We start from the raw sequence: 13,560 nt of genomic DNA on the forward strand, positions 1-13,560 counted from the left end.
CCTCATGCCCACCCTGATCGTGACCGTCGTGCTGGCCTTCCTCGGCTACCTGGCGACCTACGCCAACGGGCTGCGCCTCGCGCAGCGACAGGCCCGACTGGCACGCGTCAACCAGCAGTTGAGCGAGTTCTACGGACCGCTCTTCGCGCTGATGGAGACCAACAGCCGCACGTACGACACGTTCGCGGAACGCTACGCCCGCCCGGACGGCCGCGACCCCTTCCACCACGAGGACCCGCCCACGGAGGAGGAGCTCGCCCAGTGGCGCACCTGGGCGACCACCGTCTTCATCCCGAACATCCGGGCCATGCGGGACGTGGTGATCCGCAAGGGCGACCTGCTGATCGAGGAGGAGATGCCACAGGTGCTGCTGCTCCTCTGCGCGCACGTCTCGGGTTACGAGATCACCGCCGCGCGGTGGGCGGCGGGCGACCACGAGGAGCACCTGTCTCTCATCCCGTTCCCGGGCCGCGAGATGCGGGAGTACACGCGGGACCGGTTCACCCGGCTCAAGGCCGAGCAGTCCCGGCTGCTGGGACGCAGGGTCAGTCGCTGAAGCGGCCGAAGCGGCCCTTGTGGAAGAGCAGCGGCTCGCCCTCGCCGGCCGCGCCCATGGCCTCGACCCGGCCGACCACGATCAGGTGGTCCCCGCCGGTGTGCACGGCGTGGATCCGGCAGTCGATCCAGGCCGGCACGGCGTCGAGCTGCGGTGAACCGGTGACGGGGGCGGGCGTGTGGGCGACCCCGGCGAACTTGTCGGCGCCGCTGACGGCGAAGGCCCGACACAGCCCGCCCTGCTCGGCCCCCAGGATGTTGACGCAGAACACCCCGGCGCGGGCGATCCGCGGCCAGGTGGCCGACGTACGGGCCACCATGAAGGTGACCAGGGGCGGGTCCAGGGACAGCGACGCGAAGGACTGACAGGCGAACCCGGCCGGCCCGTCCTCGCCCTCGGCGGGCGGGGCGGTGATGACCGTGACACCACTGGCGAAGTTCCCGAGCACGGCCCGGAACTCGGCGGGGCTGACGGGTGCACGCTCGTCGTCGCCGACGGCCCGCAGCTCGGGACGCGGCAGCGCGTCGACGCGGCCGGGGTCCGGATCCGGCTCCGACGGGGCGGAGGTGGGGGAGCCGACCGACCTGAGGTATCGGACGACGGTGGCCGCCATCCCTGCGTGTCCCATCACGTTCACGATTGAACCTGACGATGCGTCAGATAGGAAGGGGGCGCGGTGTCCGGATGAGTCGAGCGCGTTCAAGCCGGGCGGGCGGGTGCGTGCCGGGACCGGGTGGGGGCGGGGGTGGAGGTGCAGTGGCCCCCGCCCCGCCCCGTTCCCCCATTCAGGTGAAACCCCCGACCGGTCCGGACTCGTACGCCAGGGTCGTCCCGGGGGGCTCGGCATGGTGGCGGGGATCGGCGTGCCGCCGTACGCCGACGGACCGGACAACTCCCTGGAGGCCCCCATGCTCGGCACCGACTTCCGCATCGGTTCGCCCAACTGGCTCGACCTCGGCAGCCCCGACACCGACGGCGCCGCAGCCTTCTACAGCTCCGTCTTCGGCTGGTCGTTCGTCTCCCTGGGCCCCGAGGCCGGCGGGTACGGGTTCTTCCAGGTGGACGGCAAGACCGTCGCCGCGCTCGGGCCGCTCACGGAGGAGGGTGCGAAAAGCGCCTGGATGGTGCACTTCATGAGTCCGGACATCCAGGCCACCGCCAAGGCCGTCCGGTCCGGTGGCGGGAAGATCCGGATGGAGCCCATGGACGTCATGGGCGAGGGGTGGCTCGCGCAGGCCACCGACCCGCAGGGCGCCGAGTTCGCGGTGTGGCAGCCCGGGAAGACCGCCGGGCTGGGGCTGGCCTCCGCCGAGAACACCCTGGTGTGGGCGGAGCTCCACGTACCCGACCCCGAGGCCGCCGTCTCGTTCTACAGCGGCGTCTTCGGCTGGCGCAGCCAGGAGATGGAGGCCCCCGGGATGACCTACCGCGTGCTCAGCATCAAGGACGGCGACCAGCAGCAGGCCTCCTTCGGCGGGGTCGCCCCGATGGGTGGGGGCGCGGGCGGTGTCGAGAGGCCGCGCTGGGTGCCGTACTTCAACGTCGCGGACGTCGACGCCACCGTCTCCGCGGTCAGCGGGAACGGCGGGTCGGTGCTCATGCCCGCGGCGGACGTGCCCGACGTCGGCCGGATCTCGTGGGTGGCGGACCCGTACGGCGCCGTGTTCGCCCTGCTGAAGCCCAGTCCCCGGATGTGATCGGCGCCGGCTACCGCCCGAGGTACTTGGGCGTGCGGCGCTCCACGAAGCTCGCCACCCCCTCGTTCGCGTCGGCAGTGGCCATGTTGATCTCCTGAGCGGTGGCTTCGGCGGCCAATGCGGCCGCCCGGCCATCGTCCAGGGAGGCGTTGACCAGCTGTTTCGTCAGCGCGAGGGCGCGGGTCGGGCCCTGCGCGAGGCGCTCCGCCCACTCCCGGGCGGTGGCCTCCAACTCCTCGTCGGGGACCACCCGGTTGACCAGGCCGAGCCGCTCGGCCTCGGCCGCCGGGACGGCGTCGCCGAAGAACATCAGCTCCTTGGCCTTCTGCGGGCCGATCAGGCGCGGCAGCAGGTACGCGCCGCCGCCGTCGGGGACCAGGCCCCGGCGTACGAACACCTCGATGAAACGGGCCGATTCGGCCGCGATGACCAGGTCGCAGGCGAGCGCGAGGTGTGCGCCGATGCCCGCGGCCGTGCCGTTGACGGCGGCGACGACCGGCTTCTCGCAGTCGAGCACGGCGGTGATCAGGCGCTGCGCGCCGAGCCGGATCATGCGGGCCACGTCGCCCGCGACCCTCTCGCCCGGTGAGGCGGGGGCGCCGCGCAGGTCGGCGCCCGTGCAGAAGCCCCGGCCGGCGGCGGTGACGACGACGGCCCGCACGGCGGGGTCGGCGGAGGCCTCGGCGAGCAGGGCGATGATGCGCTCGCGCTGGTCCCAGGTCACGGCGTTCATGGCCCCGGGCCGGTTGAGGGTGATCCACGAGACGCCGTTGTCGGTGCGGTGGAGGACTTCGTCCTCGGGGGTGCCGGTCATACGGTGAGCTCCCGTTCGCAGGCATCGGGCGGTTGATGCGGGATCCGCCGGCGCGGCGTCACCGGCAGATCGCCAGCGCGTCCAGCGCCACCGCTCCCTGCCCGCGCGGGAGCACCATCAGCGGGTTGATGTCCAGTTCCGACAGCGATCCGCCCAGTTCCAGCGCCATCCGCTGCACGCGCAGGACGACCTCGACCAGCGCGTCCACATCCGCCGGGGGCGCCCCCCGGACCCCCTCCAGCAGGGCGTGGCCGCGCAGTTCGGTCAGCATCGTCCGGGCCTGGTCCTCGCCGAAGGGCGGGACGCGGACCGCCGCGTCGTGGAGCACCTCCACCAGGACCCCGCCGAGGCCCACCGTGACGGTCGGGCCGAAGAGGTCGTCCTGGGTGACGCCGACGGCCATCTCCACTCCGCGTTCGACCATCTGGCAGACCAGGATGCCGTCGAGCGGGACGTTCTCGTAGCGGGCGATGTCGGTCAGCTCCCGGTACGCGTCCCGGATCTGGCTGGCAGAGGTCAGGCCGATCTTCACCAGGCCCAGCTCCGTCTTGTGCGCGAGCTGCGGTCCCGAGGCCTTCATCACCACCGGGTAGCCGACCAGGCCGGCCGCCCGTACCGCGGCTGCCGCACTGGTCACGAGCTGCTCGCGGGGGACCCGTATCCCGTAGGCCCGCAGCAGCTGTTTCGCCGCGTGCTCGCTGAGCTGCTGGCCCGGGCGCATGAGCGCCTGTGCCTTGCGGTACGAGGGGGACGGGGTCCGCGGCGCGTCGTCGAAGGGGGAGCGGTACGCGGCCGTGAAGCGGTGGTGGCCGAGGTAGGCGCGGACGGCGGTGATGCAGTTGCCGAAAGTGCGGAACGTGGCCACGCGGGAGGAGCCGAGCAGGGTGCTGCGGTAGGCCTCCTCGGTGCCGACCGGGGAGCCCCAGATCACGCAGACCAGCTTGTCGCTCTGCTCGGCCGCGTCCACCAGGTCCTGCGCGAGCTTGTCGCTCATGGGCGGGAAGGGCCCGGTGATCGGGCAGATCAGCACGCCCACGGCCGGGTCGGCGAGGATCGCGTCGATGATCTTCCGGCCGCGCCAGTCGCCGACCGGGTGGCCGCCGTTGTCGACGGGGTTGGCGACGTTCAGGTACTCCGGGATCCACTGGTGGAGCTCGTCCTGCTTGGCCCGGGAGAGGGTGGGGAGGCTGAGTCCGGCCTCGGTCGCCAGGTCGGAGAAGTGGGCTCCGGTGCCGCCGGAGATGGAGTACACGACCACCCCGTCGGCCAGCGGTTTGCGGGCCCGGGCGAGCAGGGCCGCGGTGTCCTGGAGCTCGTCCAGACCGTCGACGCGGATGACGCCGAACTGGCGCATCGCGGCGTCCACGACGGTGTCGGCGCCGGTCAGCTTCCCGGTGTGGGAGGCGGCCATCCGGGCGCCGGTCTCGGTGCGGCCCACCTTGACGGCGACGACGGGGACGCCCGCCCGGGCGGCCCGGTCGGCGGCCAGCAGGAAGGACCGGCCGTCCTTGAGGCCCTCCACGTAGCAGGCGATGGCGCCGACCTCGGGCCGCTCGGCGAAGTAGGAGATGAAGTCGGAGGTTTCGAGGTCGGCCTCGTTGCCCGTGGGAGCCCAGTGGGAGAGCCGGATGCCCAGTTCCTGGAGGGTGTAGACGGGCCGGCCCTGGTGGCCGGACTGGGTGATCAGCGCGATCGCCGGCCCGTCGAGGTCCTCGCGGAACTCCTCGAAGGCGTTGAGGTTGGTATTGGGTCCGAGGAGGCGAAGGCCCGATCGCCGGACGGCGGCGGAGAGCCGGTCCTGGGCGGCGGCGCCCGCGTCGCCGGTCTCGGCGAAGCCGGAGGCGAAGGCGACGGCGAACTTCACCTTGGCCTCGGCCAGTTCCTCGATCACCGGCAGCGGATCGCCGACGAGGAGGACGGCGAGGTCCACCTGCTCGGGCAGGTCGGCCACGGACGCGTGGCAGGCCAGCCCGAAGACGGCGGGGCGGGTGGGGTGCACGGGGTGGATCCGGGCGCCGACGCGCTCTGCCCAGGCGATGAGCTGGCGGGTGATGCCGGTGTTCGGTCTGCCCTCGGCGTCGGAGGCGCCGATGACGGCCACGGACCCGGGCCGGAAGAACCGGTCCAGGTCGGGGACCTCGGCGTGCAGGGGCCGTCCGCTGACGTCCATCGCGACCGTGTCCGCGGCGGACGGCGCCGCCGTGGAGCGGACGGCCGTCCTGGGGGTCTCCCCGCAGGCCTCGACACGTGCGCGGAAGTCGGTGGTGAGGGTGCCGTGAGTAGATCCAAGCATCGCTTCGCCCGCTCCTGCTCGATGAAGCTCAATAACTGACGCATGGTCAGATTACTGAACTGACGTGCCGTCAGGAACACTGCTGCGCAGGAAAGGTGGTGGAGGTGGTGTGTGGAACGGTGGCAGATCCCTCCGGGGCGGGTCCAGGGCCGGATTCGGCCTGTTCTGCGGAGATCGGAAAGCGCGGGACTTTGACGACAGGGCCTAGGCGAGCGGGTCGACCGGGCGCAGGCCGGTGGTGTCGGGCAGGGGCTCGGTCGGCTGCCCGGTCTGGGGGCCGAGCCGGCGGGACAGGGCCTTGGCGATCTTCTCGGCGTCCAGGGCCAGCTCCCGGAACATCCCGCTGATGGGGTTGGTGAAGCCGGTGAAGTAGAGGCCGGGGGCCTGTACGGGGGTGCGGCGCCCGTGCGTACGGGGCCGCCCGCGCCCGTCGAGGACGTCCAGGTGCCCGACCAGGCCCTCCAGGGCGCGGCGGTATCCGGTGGCCGCGACCACCACGTCCGGGGTGATCCGCGAACCGTCCGCGAGCACCACCGCGCCGCCCTCGAAGGAGGCCACGGCGGCGACCGGTTCGACCCTGCCCGTGCGGACGGCGTCGATCAGGCCGACGTCCTGGACCGGGATCGCGCCCTCCTTCGCCCTGCTGTACAGGCCGGTGCCGGGGCGGGGGAGTCCGTACGCCGCGAGGTCGGGGACGGAGGCTTTGGCGACGAGCGCGCCGAGCCGGTCCACGAGCCGTACGGGCAGCCGCCGCACCAGGATCCCGGTGCGCTGTGCGGGCCAGCCCGCAGTGGAGCGGCGCACGATGTGCGGGGCGGTGCGTACGGCGAGCCGTACCCGTGCGGCCCCGCCCTCGGCCAGGTCGACGGCTATCTCGGCGCCGGTGTTGCCGGCGCCGACGACGAGCACGTCCCGGCCCTCGTACGGCTCGGCGTTGCGGTAGTCGCGGGCGTGCAGCAGCTGCCCGGTGTACGTGTCGCGGCCCGGCCAGTCGGGCAGCGCGGGCGTGTGGTTGAACCCGGTGGCGACGACGACGCCCCGGGCGTCGAGGACCCGCCCGCCGGAGGCGTGCAGGAGCCAGCCGTCCCCTCCGGGGGCGGGGTCGATGCGGGTGACCTCGACGCCGCTGACGAGCTCCAGCTCGTGGAACTCGGCGTACTTCTCCAGGTAGCTCACCACGTCGTCGCGCGAGACCCACCGGCCGAACCGGCGCGGCATGGCCAGGCCCGGGAGGGCGGAGAGCCGGCGCGTGGTGTGCAGGTGGAGGCGGTCGTAGTGGCTCCGCCAGGAGTTGCCGACCGTGTCGGACTTCTCCACGACCACCGCGCGGATCCCGCGGGCGCGCAGCGCGGCGGCCGCGGCGAGGCCGCCGGGGCCGGCGCCGATCACGTAGACCGGGCGGGGCTGGGTGGTCATGTCGGGGGCTGTGGGGACTCCGGGCATGAGGAGTGATCGTATCGACACACAGCGTTGTTGGGTCTCGGACGAGGAGGGAATCGATTGCGGATCGATCACGGGCGGCGGCCGGGCCCGGGCGGGGGCGGGCTGCGGGTCCGGACGGGAGCGGTGTGCGGGCGCGTACGGGGGCCTTGCGGGATCGCTCCGGATCCGCTGAACTGACGTACCGTCAGATCGAGAAGGGAGGGGCCATGCAGACCATCTGGCTCAGCGGGGCCGAGTGGCTCGCCGTGCTCCGGACAGGCCTCGGCCTGTGGTGGCTGGAGAGCTGGCGGCACAAGGACAAGAAGGGCTGGTTCGAACGCGGCACCGGCATCGCCTGGGCCGCCGACGTCGCCGGGAAGCACCGCTGGCCGTTCGTGAAGGGCGGCTTCGAGAAGGTCGTCCGGCCGCGCCCGCGGCTGATGGCGTACATCGTCGTCTATGCGGAACTCGCCCTCGGCCTCGGCCTGGTGCTCGGGTTCCTCACCCCCGTCGCCCTCGTCGGCGGGCTGCTGCTGAACCTCCTCTACCTCGTGCTGATGATCCACGACTGGGCCGAGCAGGGGCAGAACGCGATGATGGCGCTCATCTCGCTCGTCGCCCTCTTCGGCATGGCCTGGCAGACCTGGTCCCTCGACGCGGCGACGGGACTGTTCCTGTGAGCGCGCGCCACGACCTCCCCGAGACCGACGACTTCACCCGCCCCTACTGGGACGCAGCCGCCGAGGGCCGGCTCCTGCTGCGCCGCTGCGCGGACTGCGGGCGGGCCCACCACTACCCGCGGGAGTTCTGCCCGCACTGCTGGGCCGGCGAGGACCGGGTGGCCTGGGAGCAGGCGAGCGGCCGCGCCACCCTCTACACATGGTCGGTGATCCACCGCAACGACCTCCCGCCGTTCGGGACGCGGGTCCCGTACACGGCGGCCGTGGTCGACCTGGCGGAGGGCCCTCGGATGATGACCGAGGTGGTGGACTGCGCCCCGGCGGACCTGCGCATCGGCATGCCGCTGCGGGTGGCCTTCCGCGAAGCGGCGGAAGGCATCCTGATCGCGGTCTTCCACCCCGGGCCGGACGCGGCGGTCTGACCGGGGCGGTCTGACCGGGGTGGGCCCTACGGCCAGAGCAGCTCGCGCGTCCAGCCGGTGCCGTCCGGGGTGCGGCGGTAGCGCAGCCTGACGTGCCGGCGGGCGGCGTCGCCCTGGAAGAACTCCACCTCGGCGGCGTCGAGCACGTACCGGGTCCAGGTCGGAGCCGGGGCGTCCGGCTCCGCACCGGCCCGCTCCCAGGCGGCCGCCGAGGCCTCGGCCAGGTCCTGCACGGAACCGAGCACCTCGCTCTGCCGGCCGGTGAGCGCCGCCGCGAGCGCGCCCCGCGAGCGGACCGCCAGGTCCGCCCGGCTCTCCTGCGGCCCGCAGGCGGTGACACGGCCACGGATCCGGATCTGCCGGGCCACGGCCGGCCAGTAGAACCCGAGCGCGGCGTCCGGGTGCCCGGCCAGCTGCCGGCCCTTGGCGCTGGTGGCGTGCGAGGCGAAGTGCCAGCCGTGCCCGTCGGCGTCGTGCAGCATCAGGGTGCGCACGTCGGGCCGCCCGTCGGCGTCCACCGTCGCGAGGCTCATCGTGTGCGGCTCCGGCTGCCCGGCCCCGGCGGCATGCAGGAACCACTCCCGGAACAGGGCCAGCGGCTCGGCCGGCGCGGCCTGCGGGTCGAAGGAGGGGAGCGGACCGTCCCACACCCGCAGGGAGTGCAGGGCGGTGTGGAACGCCTCGACCTCGGCCGTCTCGTCGCTCGTGATCTCGCGGGTCATGCCACCAGGCTAACGAGGCACCGGTTTCCTACTTCATTGATACAGTGGTGGGATGGCTGATACGACGTACGGCATCGGCGAGGGCCCGGCGGCCAGAGTGAGCCTCTCCCTGCCCGAGGGGACAGCGGAGGCGATCCGCTCGCGCGTGGGCAAGCGCGAGTTCTCCGCCTTCGTCGCCGCGGCGGTCGAGCGTGAGCTGCGGGGCCAGATCCTCGACGAATACCTCGCCGATTACGAGCGGCGGCGCGGGCCTCTCGGCGAGGAGTCCCGGCAGGCGGCCAGGCAGGTCTTCGACGAGGTCTTCGCGGAGGGCGAGGGATGGCCCGCCGCAAGCTGACGCGGGAAGGAACCCTCCTGCTCGACAGTGAGGGCCTTTCGAAGCTGCTGAGCGACGAAGAGCGCGTCGTGTCCCTCGTTGCGGAAGGCCGCAGCCGCGGCATGGAAGTCGTCATCTGCGCACTCACGATCATCGAAGCAGTTCACGCGCGCACCGACAAAGCCCGGCTGAACTGGATTCTCTCCGGGGTGCGCGTGATTCCCGTGGGGGACGAAGAGGCGCGCGCCGCTTCCTCCCTCTTGAGGGAGGCGGGCCTCCACGGGCACAAGTACGCGATCGATGCGGCTGTGGCGGAGGCCGCGTTGAGACAGCGTCTCCCGGTCGTTCTGCTGACATCGGATGTCGACGACATGACCAAGCTCTGTGGCGGTCGCGTGCACATCGTCGGAGTCTGAGCCGCCGTCGGCGAAGAGCGCGCATCCGGCGCCCCGCCCGGCAGGCCCCCCTACTCCCGGCCCAGGATCACCGTCCCCGACGAGCAGAACCAGCCGCCCGTGCCCGAGGCCAGGGCCACCTGCGGCAACCGCCCGCCCGGTTTGACGACCTGGCGGCCCGGGCCGGCCTCGCCGCGGAGCTGGCGTACCGCCTCGACCAGCAGGAACAGGCCGCGCATGCCCGGATGGCAGGCCGAGAGGCCGCCACCGTCGGTGTTGACCGGCAGCTCCCCGTCCCGGAGGAGGCGGCCCTTCTCGACGAAGGCCCCGCCCTCGCCCTTCGCGCAGAAGCCGAGGTCCTCCAGCGTCACCAGGGTCATGTACGTGAAGGCGTCGTAGATCTCCGCGACGTCCACGTCCGCCGGGGTCAGGCCCGCCCGCTCGAAGGCCAGGCGGCCCGAGACCGCCGCCGGGGAGACGGTGAAGTCCTCCCACTCCGACATGGTGGTGTGGGAGACCGAGGTGCCCGAGCCCAGGACCCACACGGGCTCCTTCGCCGTGTCCGGTACGTGGTCCTCCGCCGCCAGCAGCACCGCGCACCCGCCGTCCGAGCGGATGCAGCAGTGCAGCTTCGTGAAGGGGTCCGCGATCATCTCGCCGGACAGGACCTCGTCCACCGTGATCGGGTCGCGGAACATCGCGTCCGGGTTGGTGGCGGCGTTCGCCCGGGCCTGGACGGCCACGGAGGCCAGCTGTTCGAGCGTCGTCCCGTACTCGTGCATGTGGCGCCGCGCGGCCATCGCGTACTTGGAGATCAGCGTGTGCCCGTACGGGACCTCGAACTGGAGCGGCCCCCGCGCTCCGAAAGAGAGGTTCGCGGTGCGCCGCCGCGCCTTGATGTCGGCGCGCGCCGTGGATCCGTAGACGAGCAGGACGGCGTTGGCGTGGCCGGCCGCTATCGCGTCCGCCGCGTGCGCCGCCATGACCTCCCAGGTCGAGCCGCCCACCGAGGTGGAGTCGACCCAGGTGGGGCGCAGCCCCAGGTACTCGGCCACCTCGACCGGTGCGAGCGTGCCGAGGCCCGCTGAGGCGAAGCCGTCGATGACGGAGCGGTCCAGGCCGGAGTCGGCCAGGGCCCGCCGGGCGGCCTGCGCGTGCAGGGCGTACGGGGTGGGGCCGTCCACCCGGCCGCAGTCCGAGAGGGCGACGCCGACGACGGCGACCCTGCGGCGTCCGTTGCGAGGTGCGGGTGTGGGTCCAGGCATGGGTCCAGGCATGGAGGGACGGTACATCTGACGCCCTGTCAGTTTCTAGCCCACGCACGCGGTTCCCCCGCGACCGGAGGCCTCCGCCCCCTGTGCATCTGCCGCCGCCCGCCCTAACATGACGGCCCGTCAGATACCGCCCGGCCACCGCTGGGAGGTGCCCCGGGAGGAGCCAGACGATGGATGCCGCCTTCACCGCGGAGCAGGACGAGATGCGCCGCACCCTGCGCGAGATCCTGGGCAAACGCTGCGGCCCGGACGAGGTCAAGGCCGCCGTCCGCACCGCCGCCGGATACGACCGCGCGCTGTGGCAGCAGCTCGCGCAGCAGCTCGGCCTGCCGGGCATCGCCGTCGCCGAGGAGTACGGGGGCGTCGGCTGCACCCCCGCCGACCTGGTGCTGGCCTGCGAGGAGACCGGGCGGGCGCTGCTGCCCTCGCCGCTGCTGGCCACCGCCGCTCTCACCGTGCCGCTGATCACCGCCCTCGGCACCGCGGCCCAGCGCTCCGCACTGCTCCCGCCGCTCGCCGCCGGCGGGCTCACCGCGGCCCTCGCCGTCCCCGGCCCCGCGCTGTCCACCGCCCTCGCACTGACCGGCGACAACGCCCCCGGGGAGTGGGCCGGCGGGGGCCGGGCCGGGGGAGTGCAGGCCCGCGCCGGCGGTGACGGCGGCTGGCGGCTGTACGGGGAGGCGGCCCAGGTGCTCGACGGGCACAGCGCGTCCCTGCTGCTGGTCGCCGCGCACACCGGCGGGTTCGCCCGGAGCCGGATCCTGCTGTTCCTCGTACGGGAGGACGCCCCCGGGCTCGTCCGGTCCCGGCAGGCCACCCTGGACGAGACCCGGCCGCAGGCCCGCGTCCAGCTCCGCGACACCCCGGCGGAACTGCTCGGCACCGGCGCCGGTGCCGGCACCGCCGGTGACACCCCCGGTGACGCCCGTGTCCTCGCCGCGCTCGCCGCCACCGGGCGCACCGCCGCCGCCGTCCTCGCCGCCGAGGCGGTCGGTGCGGCCGGGCAGGCGCTGGCCCGCACGGTGGAGTACGTACGCGGGCGGGAGCAGTTCGGCCGGCCCGTCGGCTCGTTCCAGGCGGTCAAACACCGGCTCGCCGACCTCTACGTACAGGTGCAGGCGGCCCGTTCGGCGGCCTACTACGCCGCCTGGGACCCGCAGCAGGGCGGCCTCGCCCTCGCCCAGGCCCTGGAGGCCCTGCGGACCACGGCGGGCGAGGCGATCCAGCTGCACGGCGGCATCGGCTTCACCTGGGAGCACGACGCGCACCTGTACTTCAAGCGGGCGGCGGCCGACGAGCTCCTGTTCGGCCCCGTCCACCGGCTGCGGGCGCACGCCGCCCACCGCGCGGGCCTGTTCACCCCCACACAAGAGAAGGCGGCCGTCTGATGGCACCCGGCGTCAAGCTGATGCAGAAGGTCTCCTCGACCATGCTGTTCGCCAAGATCGCACCGCATTTCATCCCCGCCATGGACAAGGCGGTGCACAGGCTGACCCGCGGCAAGGTCATCCTCAGCGCGCGGATGCTCCCGGGCGTGATCCTGACCGCCAAAGGCGCCAGGACGGGCGAACCGCGCACCACGCCGCTCGCCTGCATGCCGGAGGAGGGAGGCGCCGGCTGGCTCCTGATCGGCTCCAACTTCGGCCGCCCCGGACACCCGGCCTGGACCGGGAACCTGCTCAGGCATCCCGATGCGCACGTGAGTTGGAAAGGCCAGGACATCGCCGTACGGGCCCGGCTGCTGGAGGGGGAGGAACGCGCGGCGGCGTGGCAGGCCGCGCTGCGGTTCTGGCCGCCGTACGCGACGTACCAGGCGCGCATCGAGCGCGAGATCCGGCTGTTCCGCCTGGAGCGTCGCTGATCGCGGCGGAGAACGGCCGACGGGGAAGCGTGGAAAGCAGAGAAGCGAAGGAACGAAGGAACGGGAGAGCGGAAGAGCGGAAGAGCGGGAGAGCGGGCTGGAGGGTGAGCGGCCGGAACGCCGCGGGGAGGGCGGCGGACCCCGGGAAGGGTCCGCCGTTACTTGGTCGGCTTCTTGCCGGTGATGCCCAGGTGGACGAGCAGCGCCAGGTTCGGCTTGAGCTCGGCCTGCTTGACGCCCCAGGTCTGGAAGCCCTTCTGGTGCGAGGCGACCGCGGCCAGCATCGCGACCAGCGAGCCCGCCATCGCCGCCGGGCTGAGGTCCTTGTCGACCTTGCCCTTGGCCTGGAGCTCCTTCATCGACTCCGTGAGGGAGTTGGTGACGGAGTTCAGGATCTTCATGCGGATCTTGTAGAAGCGCTTGTCGCCCTCGGCCGCGCCGAGGTCGACGACCCGCAGGATCGCGTCGTTGCGCCGCCAGAAGTCGAGGAAGCCCTCGACGAGCTCCTCGGCGGCCTGCCAGCCGGCCTTGCCGACCCAGCTGCGGCCCTCGACGAGCGCCGTCAACTGCGCGCCCTCGGTGGCCATTTGCTCGGCAATCTCCAGGACGGCGCCCTCGACGTCCGGGAAGTACTGGTAGAAGGTCGCGGGGGAGGTGCCGGCCTTGCGGGCGACGTCGATCACCTTGACGTCGCGGTACGGCGAGGAGCTGAGCATCTCGCTGAGGCAGTCGAGCAGCTTCTGCCGCGTCGCCTGGCCGCGCCGGCCGGCCACGCGGCCGTCGACGGTGCGTACTTGTCCTGTCATGCCGTCAGCTTACCGAGGGCTGATCCGGGCGCGATTCGACCGCCTGCAAATGGGGTTACGTGATGCCTGGCCTGGGCGAAGGCCCCGCCCCGCGCCCTTGCGGAGGGCCGTTTCCGGGCGGATTCCGGGCAGGCAGGGCGCCGGGGAGGTGATGGTTCCGGGTGTGTCCCGGGCGGATCCGGTGCGGATTCCGGGCGGATCCGGTGTGCAATCCGGTGCGAAATCCGGTGCGAAATCGGGGCCTCCCGCCCCGGCCGGCGGCCCGATTTCCGGCCTGTTCCACGGCGGGTCCGCCGCGCAGC

Annotated in this window: 15 protein-coding genes; 8 read left to right on the top strand and 7 right to left on the bottom strand. The window is 72.9% G+C overall.

Annotated features, from left to right (window positions below):
- The first annotated feature begins 4 nt into the window (after positions 1-4).
- The gene (locus ABTY04_RS07950) at positions 5-556 is read left to right on the top strand and encodes a hypothetical protein (protein ID WP_352212473.1); all 552 of its coding nucleotides are present in this window, start codon (positions 5-7) and stop codon (positions 554-556) included.
- Here ABTY04_RS07950 and ABTY04_RS07955 read toward each other — a convergent pair.
- Positions 546-1,169: a flavin reductase family protein gene (locus tag ABTY04_RS07955; protein WP_352212639.1), complete on the bottom strand. Its 624-nt coding sequence runs from the start codon at positions 1,167-1,169 to the stop codon at positions 546-548. The genes ABTY04_RS07950 and ABTY04_RS07955 overlap by 11 nt on opposite strands.
- A gap of 295 nt (positions 1,170-1,464) precedes the next feature.
- Between ABTY04_RS07955 and ABTY04_RS07960 the strand changes: the two genes are divergently transcribed.
- Positions 1,465-2,253 carry a VOC family protein gene (locus ABTY04_RS07960; RefSeq protein ID WP_352212640.1) on the top strand — a complete coding sequence of 263 codons (789 nt, stop codon included), beginning with the start codon at positions 1,465-1,467 and terminating at the stop codon, positions 2,251-2,253.
- Positions 2,254-2,263: 10 nt separating this feature from the next.
- Here ABTY04_RS07960 and ABTY04_RS07965 read toward each other — a convergent pair whose 3' ends face one another.
- The 3 genes from ABTY04_RS07965 to ABTY04_RS07975 all read right to left on the bottom strand — a co-directional run bounded on the left by ABTY04_RS07965 (position 2,264) and on the right by ABTY04_RS07975 (position 6,776).
- Positions 2,264-3,067, bottom strand: coding sequence for an enoyl-CoA hydratase/isomerase family protein (locus ABTY04_RS07965; protein ID WP_352212474.1), 804 nt, complete (start codon positions 3,065-3,067; stop codon positions 2,264-2,266).
- Between the two features lie 58 nt (positions 3,068-3,125).
- A complete protein-coding gene (locus ABTY04_RS07970; protein WP_352212475.1) occupies positions 3,126-5,360 on the bottom strand; it encodes an acetate--CoA ligase family protein in 2,235 nt (744 codons plus the stop codon).
- 204 nt (positions 5,361-5,564) lie between these two features.
- On the bottom strand, positions 5,565-6,776 hold the full coding sequence (locus ABTY04_RS07975; RefSeq protein ID WP_352212476.1) for a flavin-containing monooxygenase: 1,212 nt from the start codon (positions 6,774-6,776) through the stop codon (positions 5,565-5,567).
- Positions 6,777-7,009: 233 nt separating this feature from the next.
- Here ABTY04_RS07975 and ABTY04_RS07980 point away from each other — a divergent pair, with 233 nt between their 5' ends.
- Both ABTY04_RS07980 and ABTY04_RS07985 read left to right on the top strand, forming a co-directional pair.
- Complete coding sequence (locus tag ABTY04_RS07980; RefSeq protein WP_352212477.1) at positions 7,010-7,462, top strand: DoxX family membrane protein; 453 nt, start codon at positions 7,010-7,012, stop codon at positions 7,460-7,462.
- Entirely contained in the window at positions 7,426-7,884 is a 459-nt protein-coding gene (locus ABTY04_RS07985) for a Zn-ribbon domain-containing OB-fold protein (RefSeq protein WP_502996589.1), read from the top strand. The genes ABTY04_RS07980 and ABTY04_RS07985 overlap by 37 nt, the downstream gene beginning before the upstream one ends.
- A 26-nt stretch (positions 7,885-7,910) precedes the next feature.
- On the opposite strand, the gene ABTY04_RS07990 is transcribed toward ABTY04_RS07985, so the two are convergent.
- A complete protein-coding gene (locus ABTY04_RS07990) occupies positions 7,911-8,606 on the bottom strand; it encodes a pyridoxine/pyridoxamine 5'-phosphate oxidase (RefSeq protein WP_352212479.1) in 696 nt (231 codons plus the stop codon).
- A 52-nt stretch (positions 8,607-8,658) separates the two neighbouring features.
- On the opposite strand from ABTY04_RS07990, the gene ABTY04_RS07995 reads away from it, so the two are divergent.
- Positions 8,659-8,943, top strand: coding sequence for a hypothetical protein (locus ABTY04_RS07995; RefSeq protein WP_352212480.1), 285 nt, complete (start codon positions 8,659-8,661; stop codon positions 8,941-8,943).
- A complete protein-coding gene (locus tag ABTY04_RS08000) occupies positions 8,925-9,338 on the top strand; it encodes a PIN domain-containing protein (protein WP_352212481.1) in 414 nt (137 codons plus the stop codon). Before ABTY04_RS07995 ends, ABTY04_RS08000 begins: the two co-directional genes overlap by 19 nt.
- Before the next feature lie 50 nt (positions 9,339-9,388).
- Here ABTY04_RS08000 and ABTY04_RS08005 read toward each other — a convergent pair whose 3' ends face one another.
- Positions 9,389-10,582, bottom strand: a complete 1,194-nt coding sequence (locus tag ABTY04_RS08005) for a thiolase C-terminal domain-containing protein (RefSeq protein WP_352212482.1) — start codon at positions 10,580-10,582, stop codon at positions 9,389-9,391.
- 179 nt (positions 10,583-10,761) lie between these two features.
- Here ABTY04_RS08005 and ABTY04_RS08010 point away from each other — a divergent pair, with 179 nt between their 5' ends.
- Together ABTY04_RS08010 and ABTY04_RS08015 are read left to right on the top strand one after the other, a co-directional pair.
- Positions 10,762-11,979: an acyl-CoA dehydrogenase family protein gene (locus tag ABTY04_RS08010; protein WP_352212483.1), complete on the top strand. Its 1,218-nt coding sequence runs from the start codon at positions 10,762-10,764 to the stop codon at positions 11,977-11,979.
- Positions 11,979-12,452, top strand: coding sequence for a nitroreductase family deazaflavin-dependent oxidoreductase (locus tag ABTY04_RS08015; protein WP_352212484.1), 474 nt, complete (start codon positions 11,979-11,981; stop codon positions 12,450-12,452). The genes ABTY04_RS08010 and ABTY04_RS08015 overlap by 1 nt, the downstream gene beginning before the upstream one ends.
- Positions 12,453-12,610: 158 nt before the next feature.
- On the opposite strand, the gene ABTY04_RS08020 is transcribed toward ABTY04_RS08015, so the two are convergent.
- Complete coding sequence (locus ABTY04_RS08020) at positions 12,611-13,258, bottom strand: TetR family transcriptional regulator (protein ID WP_328621176.1); 648 nt, start codon at positions 13,256-13,258, stop codon at positions 12,611-12,613.
- Positions 13,259-13,560 lie beyond the last annotated feature (302 nt).

The sequence above is a fragment of the Streptomyces sp. NPDC097981 genome, assembly GCF_040302565.1.
Classification (GTDB): domain Bacteria; phylum Actinomycetota; class Actinomycetes; order Streptomycetales; family Streptomycetaceae; genus Streptomyces.

What these genes read in the sequence shown, in the direction of transcription:
- ABTY04_RS08005 (WP_352212482.1), bottom strand. Translation starts at nt 10,582, where the DNA reads ATGCCTGGACCCACACCCGCACCTCGCAACGGACGCCGCAGGGTCGCC.
- ABTY04_RS08020 (WP_328621176.1), bottom strand. Translation starts at nt 13,258, where the DNA reads ATGACAGGACAAGTACGCACCGTCGACGGCCGCGTGGCCGGCCGGCGC.
- ABTY04_RS08010 (WP_352212483.1), top strand. Translation starts at nt 10,762, where the DNA reads ATGGATGCCGCCTTCACCGCGGAGCAGGACGAGATGCGCCGCACCCTG.
- ABTY04_RS07980 (WP_352212477.1), top strand. Translation starts at nt 7,010, where the DNA reads ATGCAGACCATCTGGCTCAGCGGGGCCGAGTGGCTCGCCGTGCTCCGG.
- ABTY04_RS07965 (WP_352212474.1), bottom strand. Translation starts at nt 3,067, where the DNA reads ATGACCGGCACCCCCGAGGACGAAGTCCTCCACCGCACCGACAACGGC.
- ABTY04_RS07960 (WP_352212640.1), top strand. Translation starts at nt 1,465, where the DNA reads ATGCTCGGCACCGACTTCCGCATCGGTTCGCCCAACTGGCTCGACCTC.
- ABTY04_RS07975 (WP_352212476.1), bottom strand. Translation starts at nt 6,776, where the DNA reads ATGACCACCCAGCCCCGCCCGGTCTACGTGATCGGCGCCGGCCCCGGC.
- ABTY04_RS07995 (WP_352212480.1), top strand. Translation starts at nt 8,659, where the DNA reads ATGGCTGATACGACGTACGGCATCGGCGAGGGCCCGGCGGCCAGAGTG.
- ABTY04_RS07950 (WP_352212473.1), top strand. Translation starts at nt 5, where the DNA reads ATGCCCACCCTGATCGTGACCGTCGTGCTGGCCTTCCTCGGCTACCTG.
- ABTY04_RS07970 (WP_352212475.1), bottom strand. Translation starts at nt 5,360, where the DNA reads ATGCTTGGATCTACTCACGGCACCCTCACCACCGACTTCCGCGCACGT.
- ABTY04_RS08000 (WP_352212481.1), top strand. Translation starts at nt 8,925, where the DNA reads ATGGCCCGCCGCAAGCTGACGCGGGAAGGAACCCTCCTGCTCGACAGT.
- ABTY04_RS07955 (WP_352212639.1), bottom strand. Translation starts at nt 1,169, where the DNA reads ATGGCGGCCACCGTCGTCCGATACCTCAGGTCGGTCGGCTCCCCCACC.
- ABTY04_RS07990 (WP_352212479.1), bottom strand. Translation starts at nt 8,606, where the DNA reads ATGACCCGCGAGATCACGAGCGACGAGACGGCCGAGGTCGAGGCGTTC.
- ABTY04_RS08015 (WP_352212484.1), top strand. Translation starts at nt 11,979, where the DNA reads ATGGCACCCGGCGTCAAGCTGATGCAGAAGGTCTCCTCGACCATGCTG.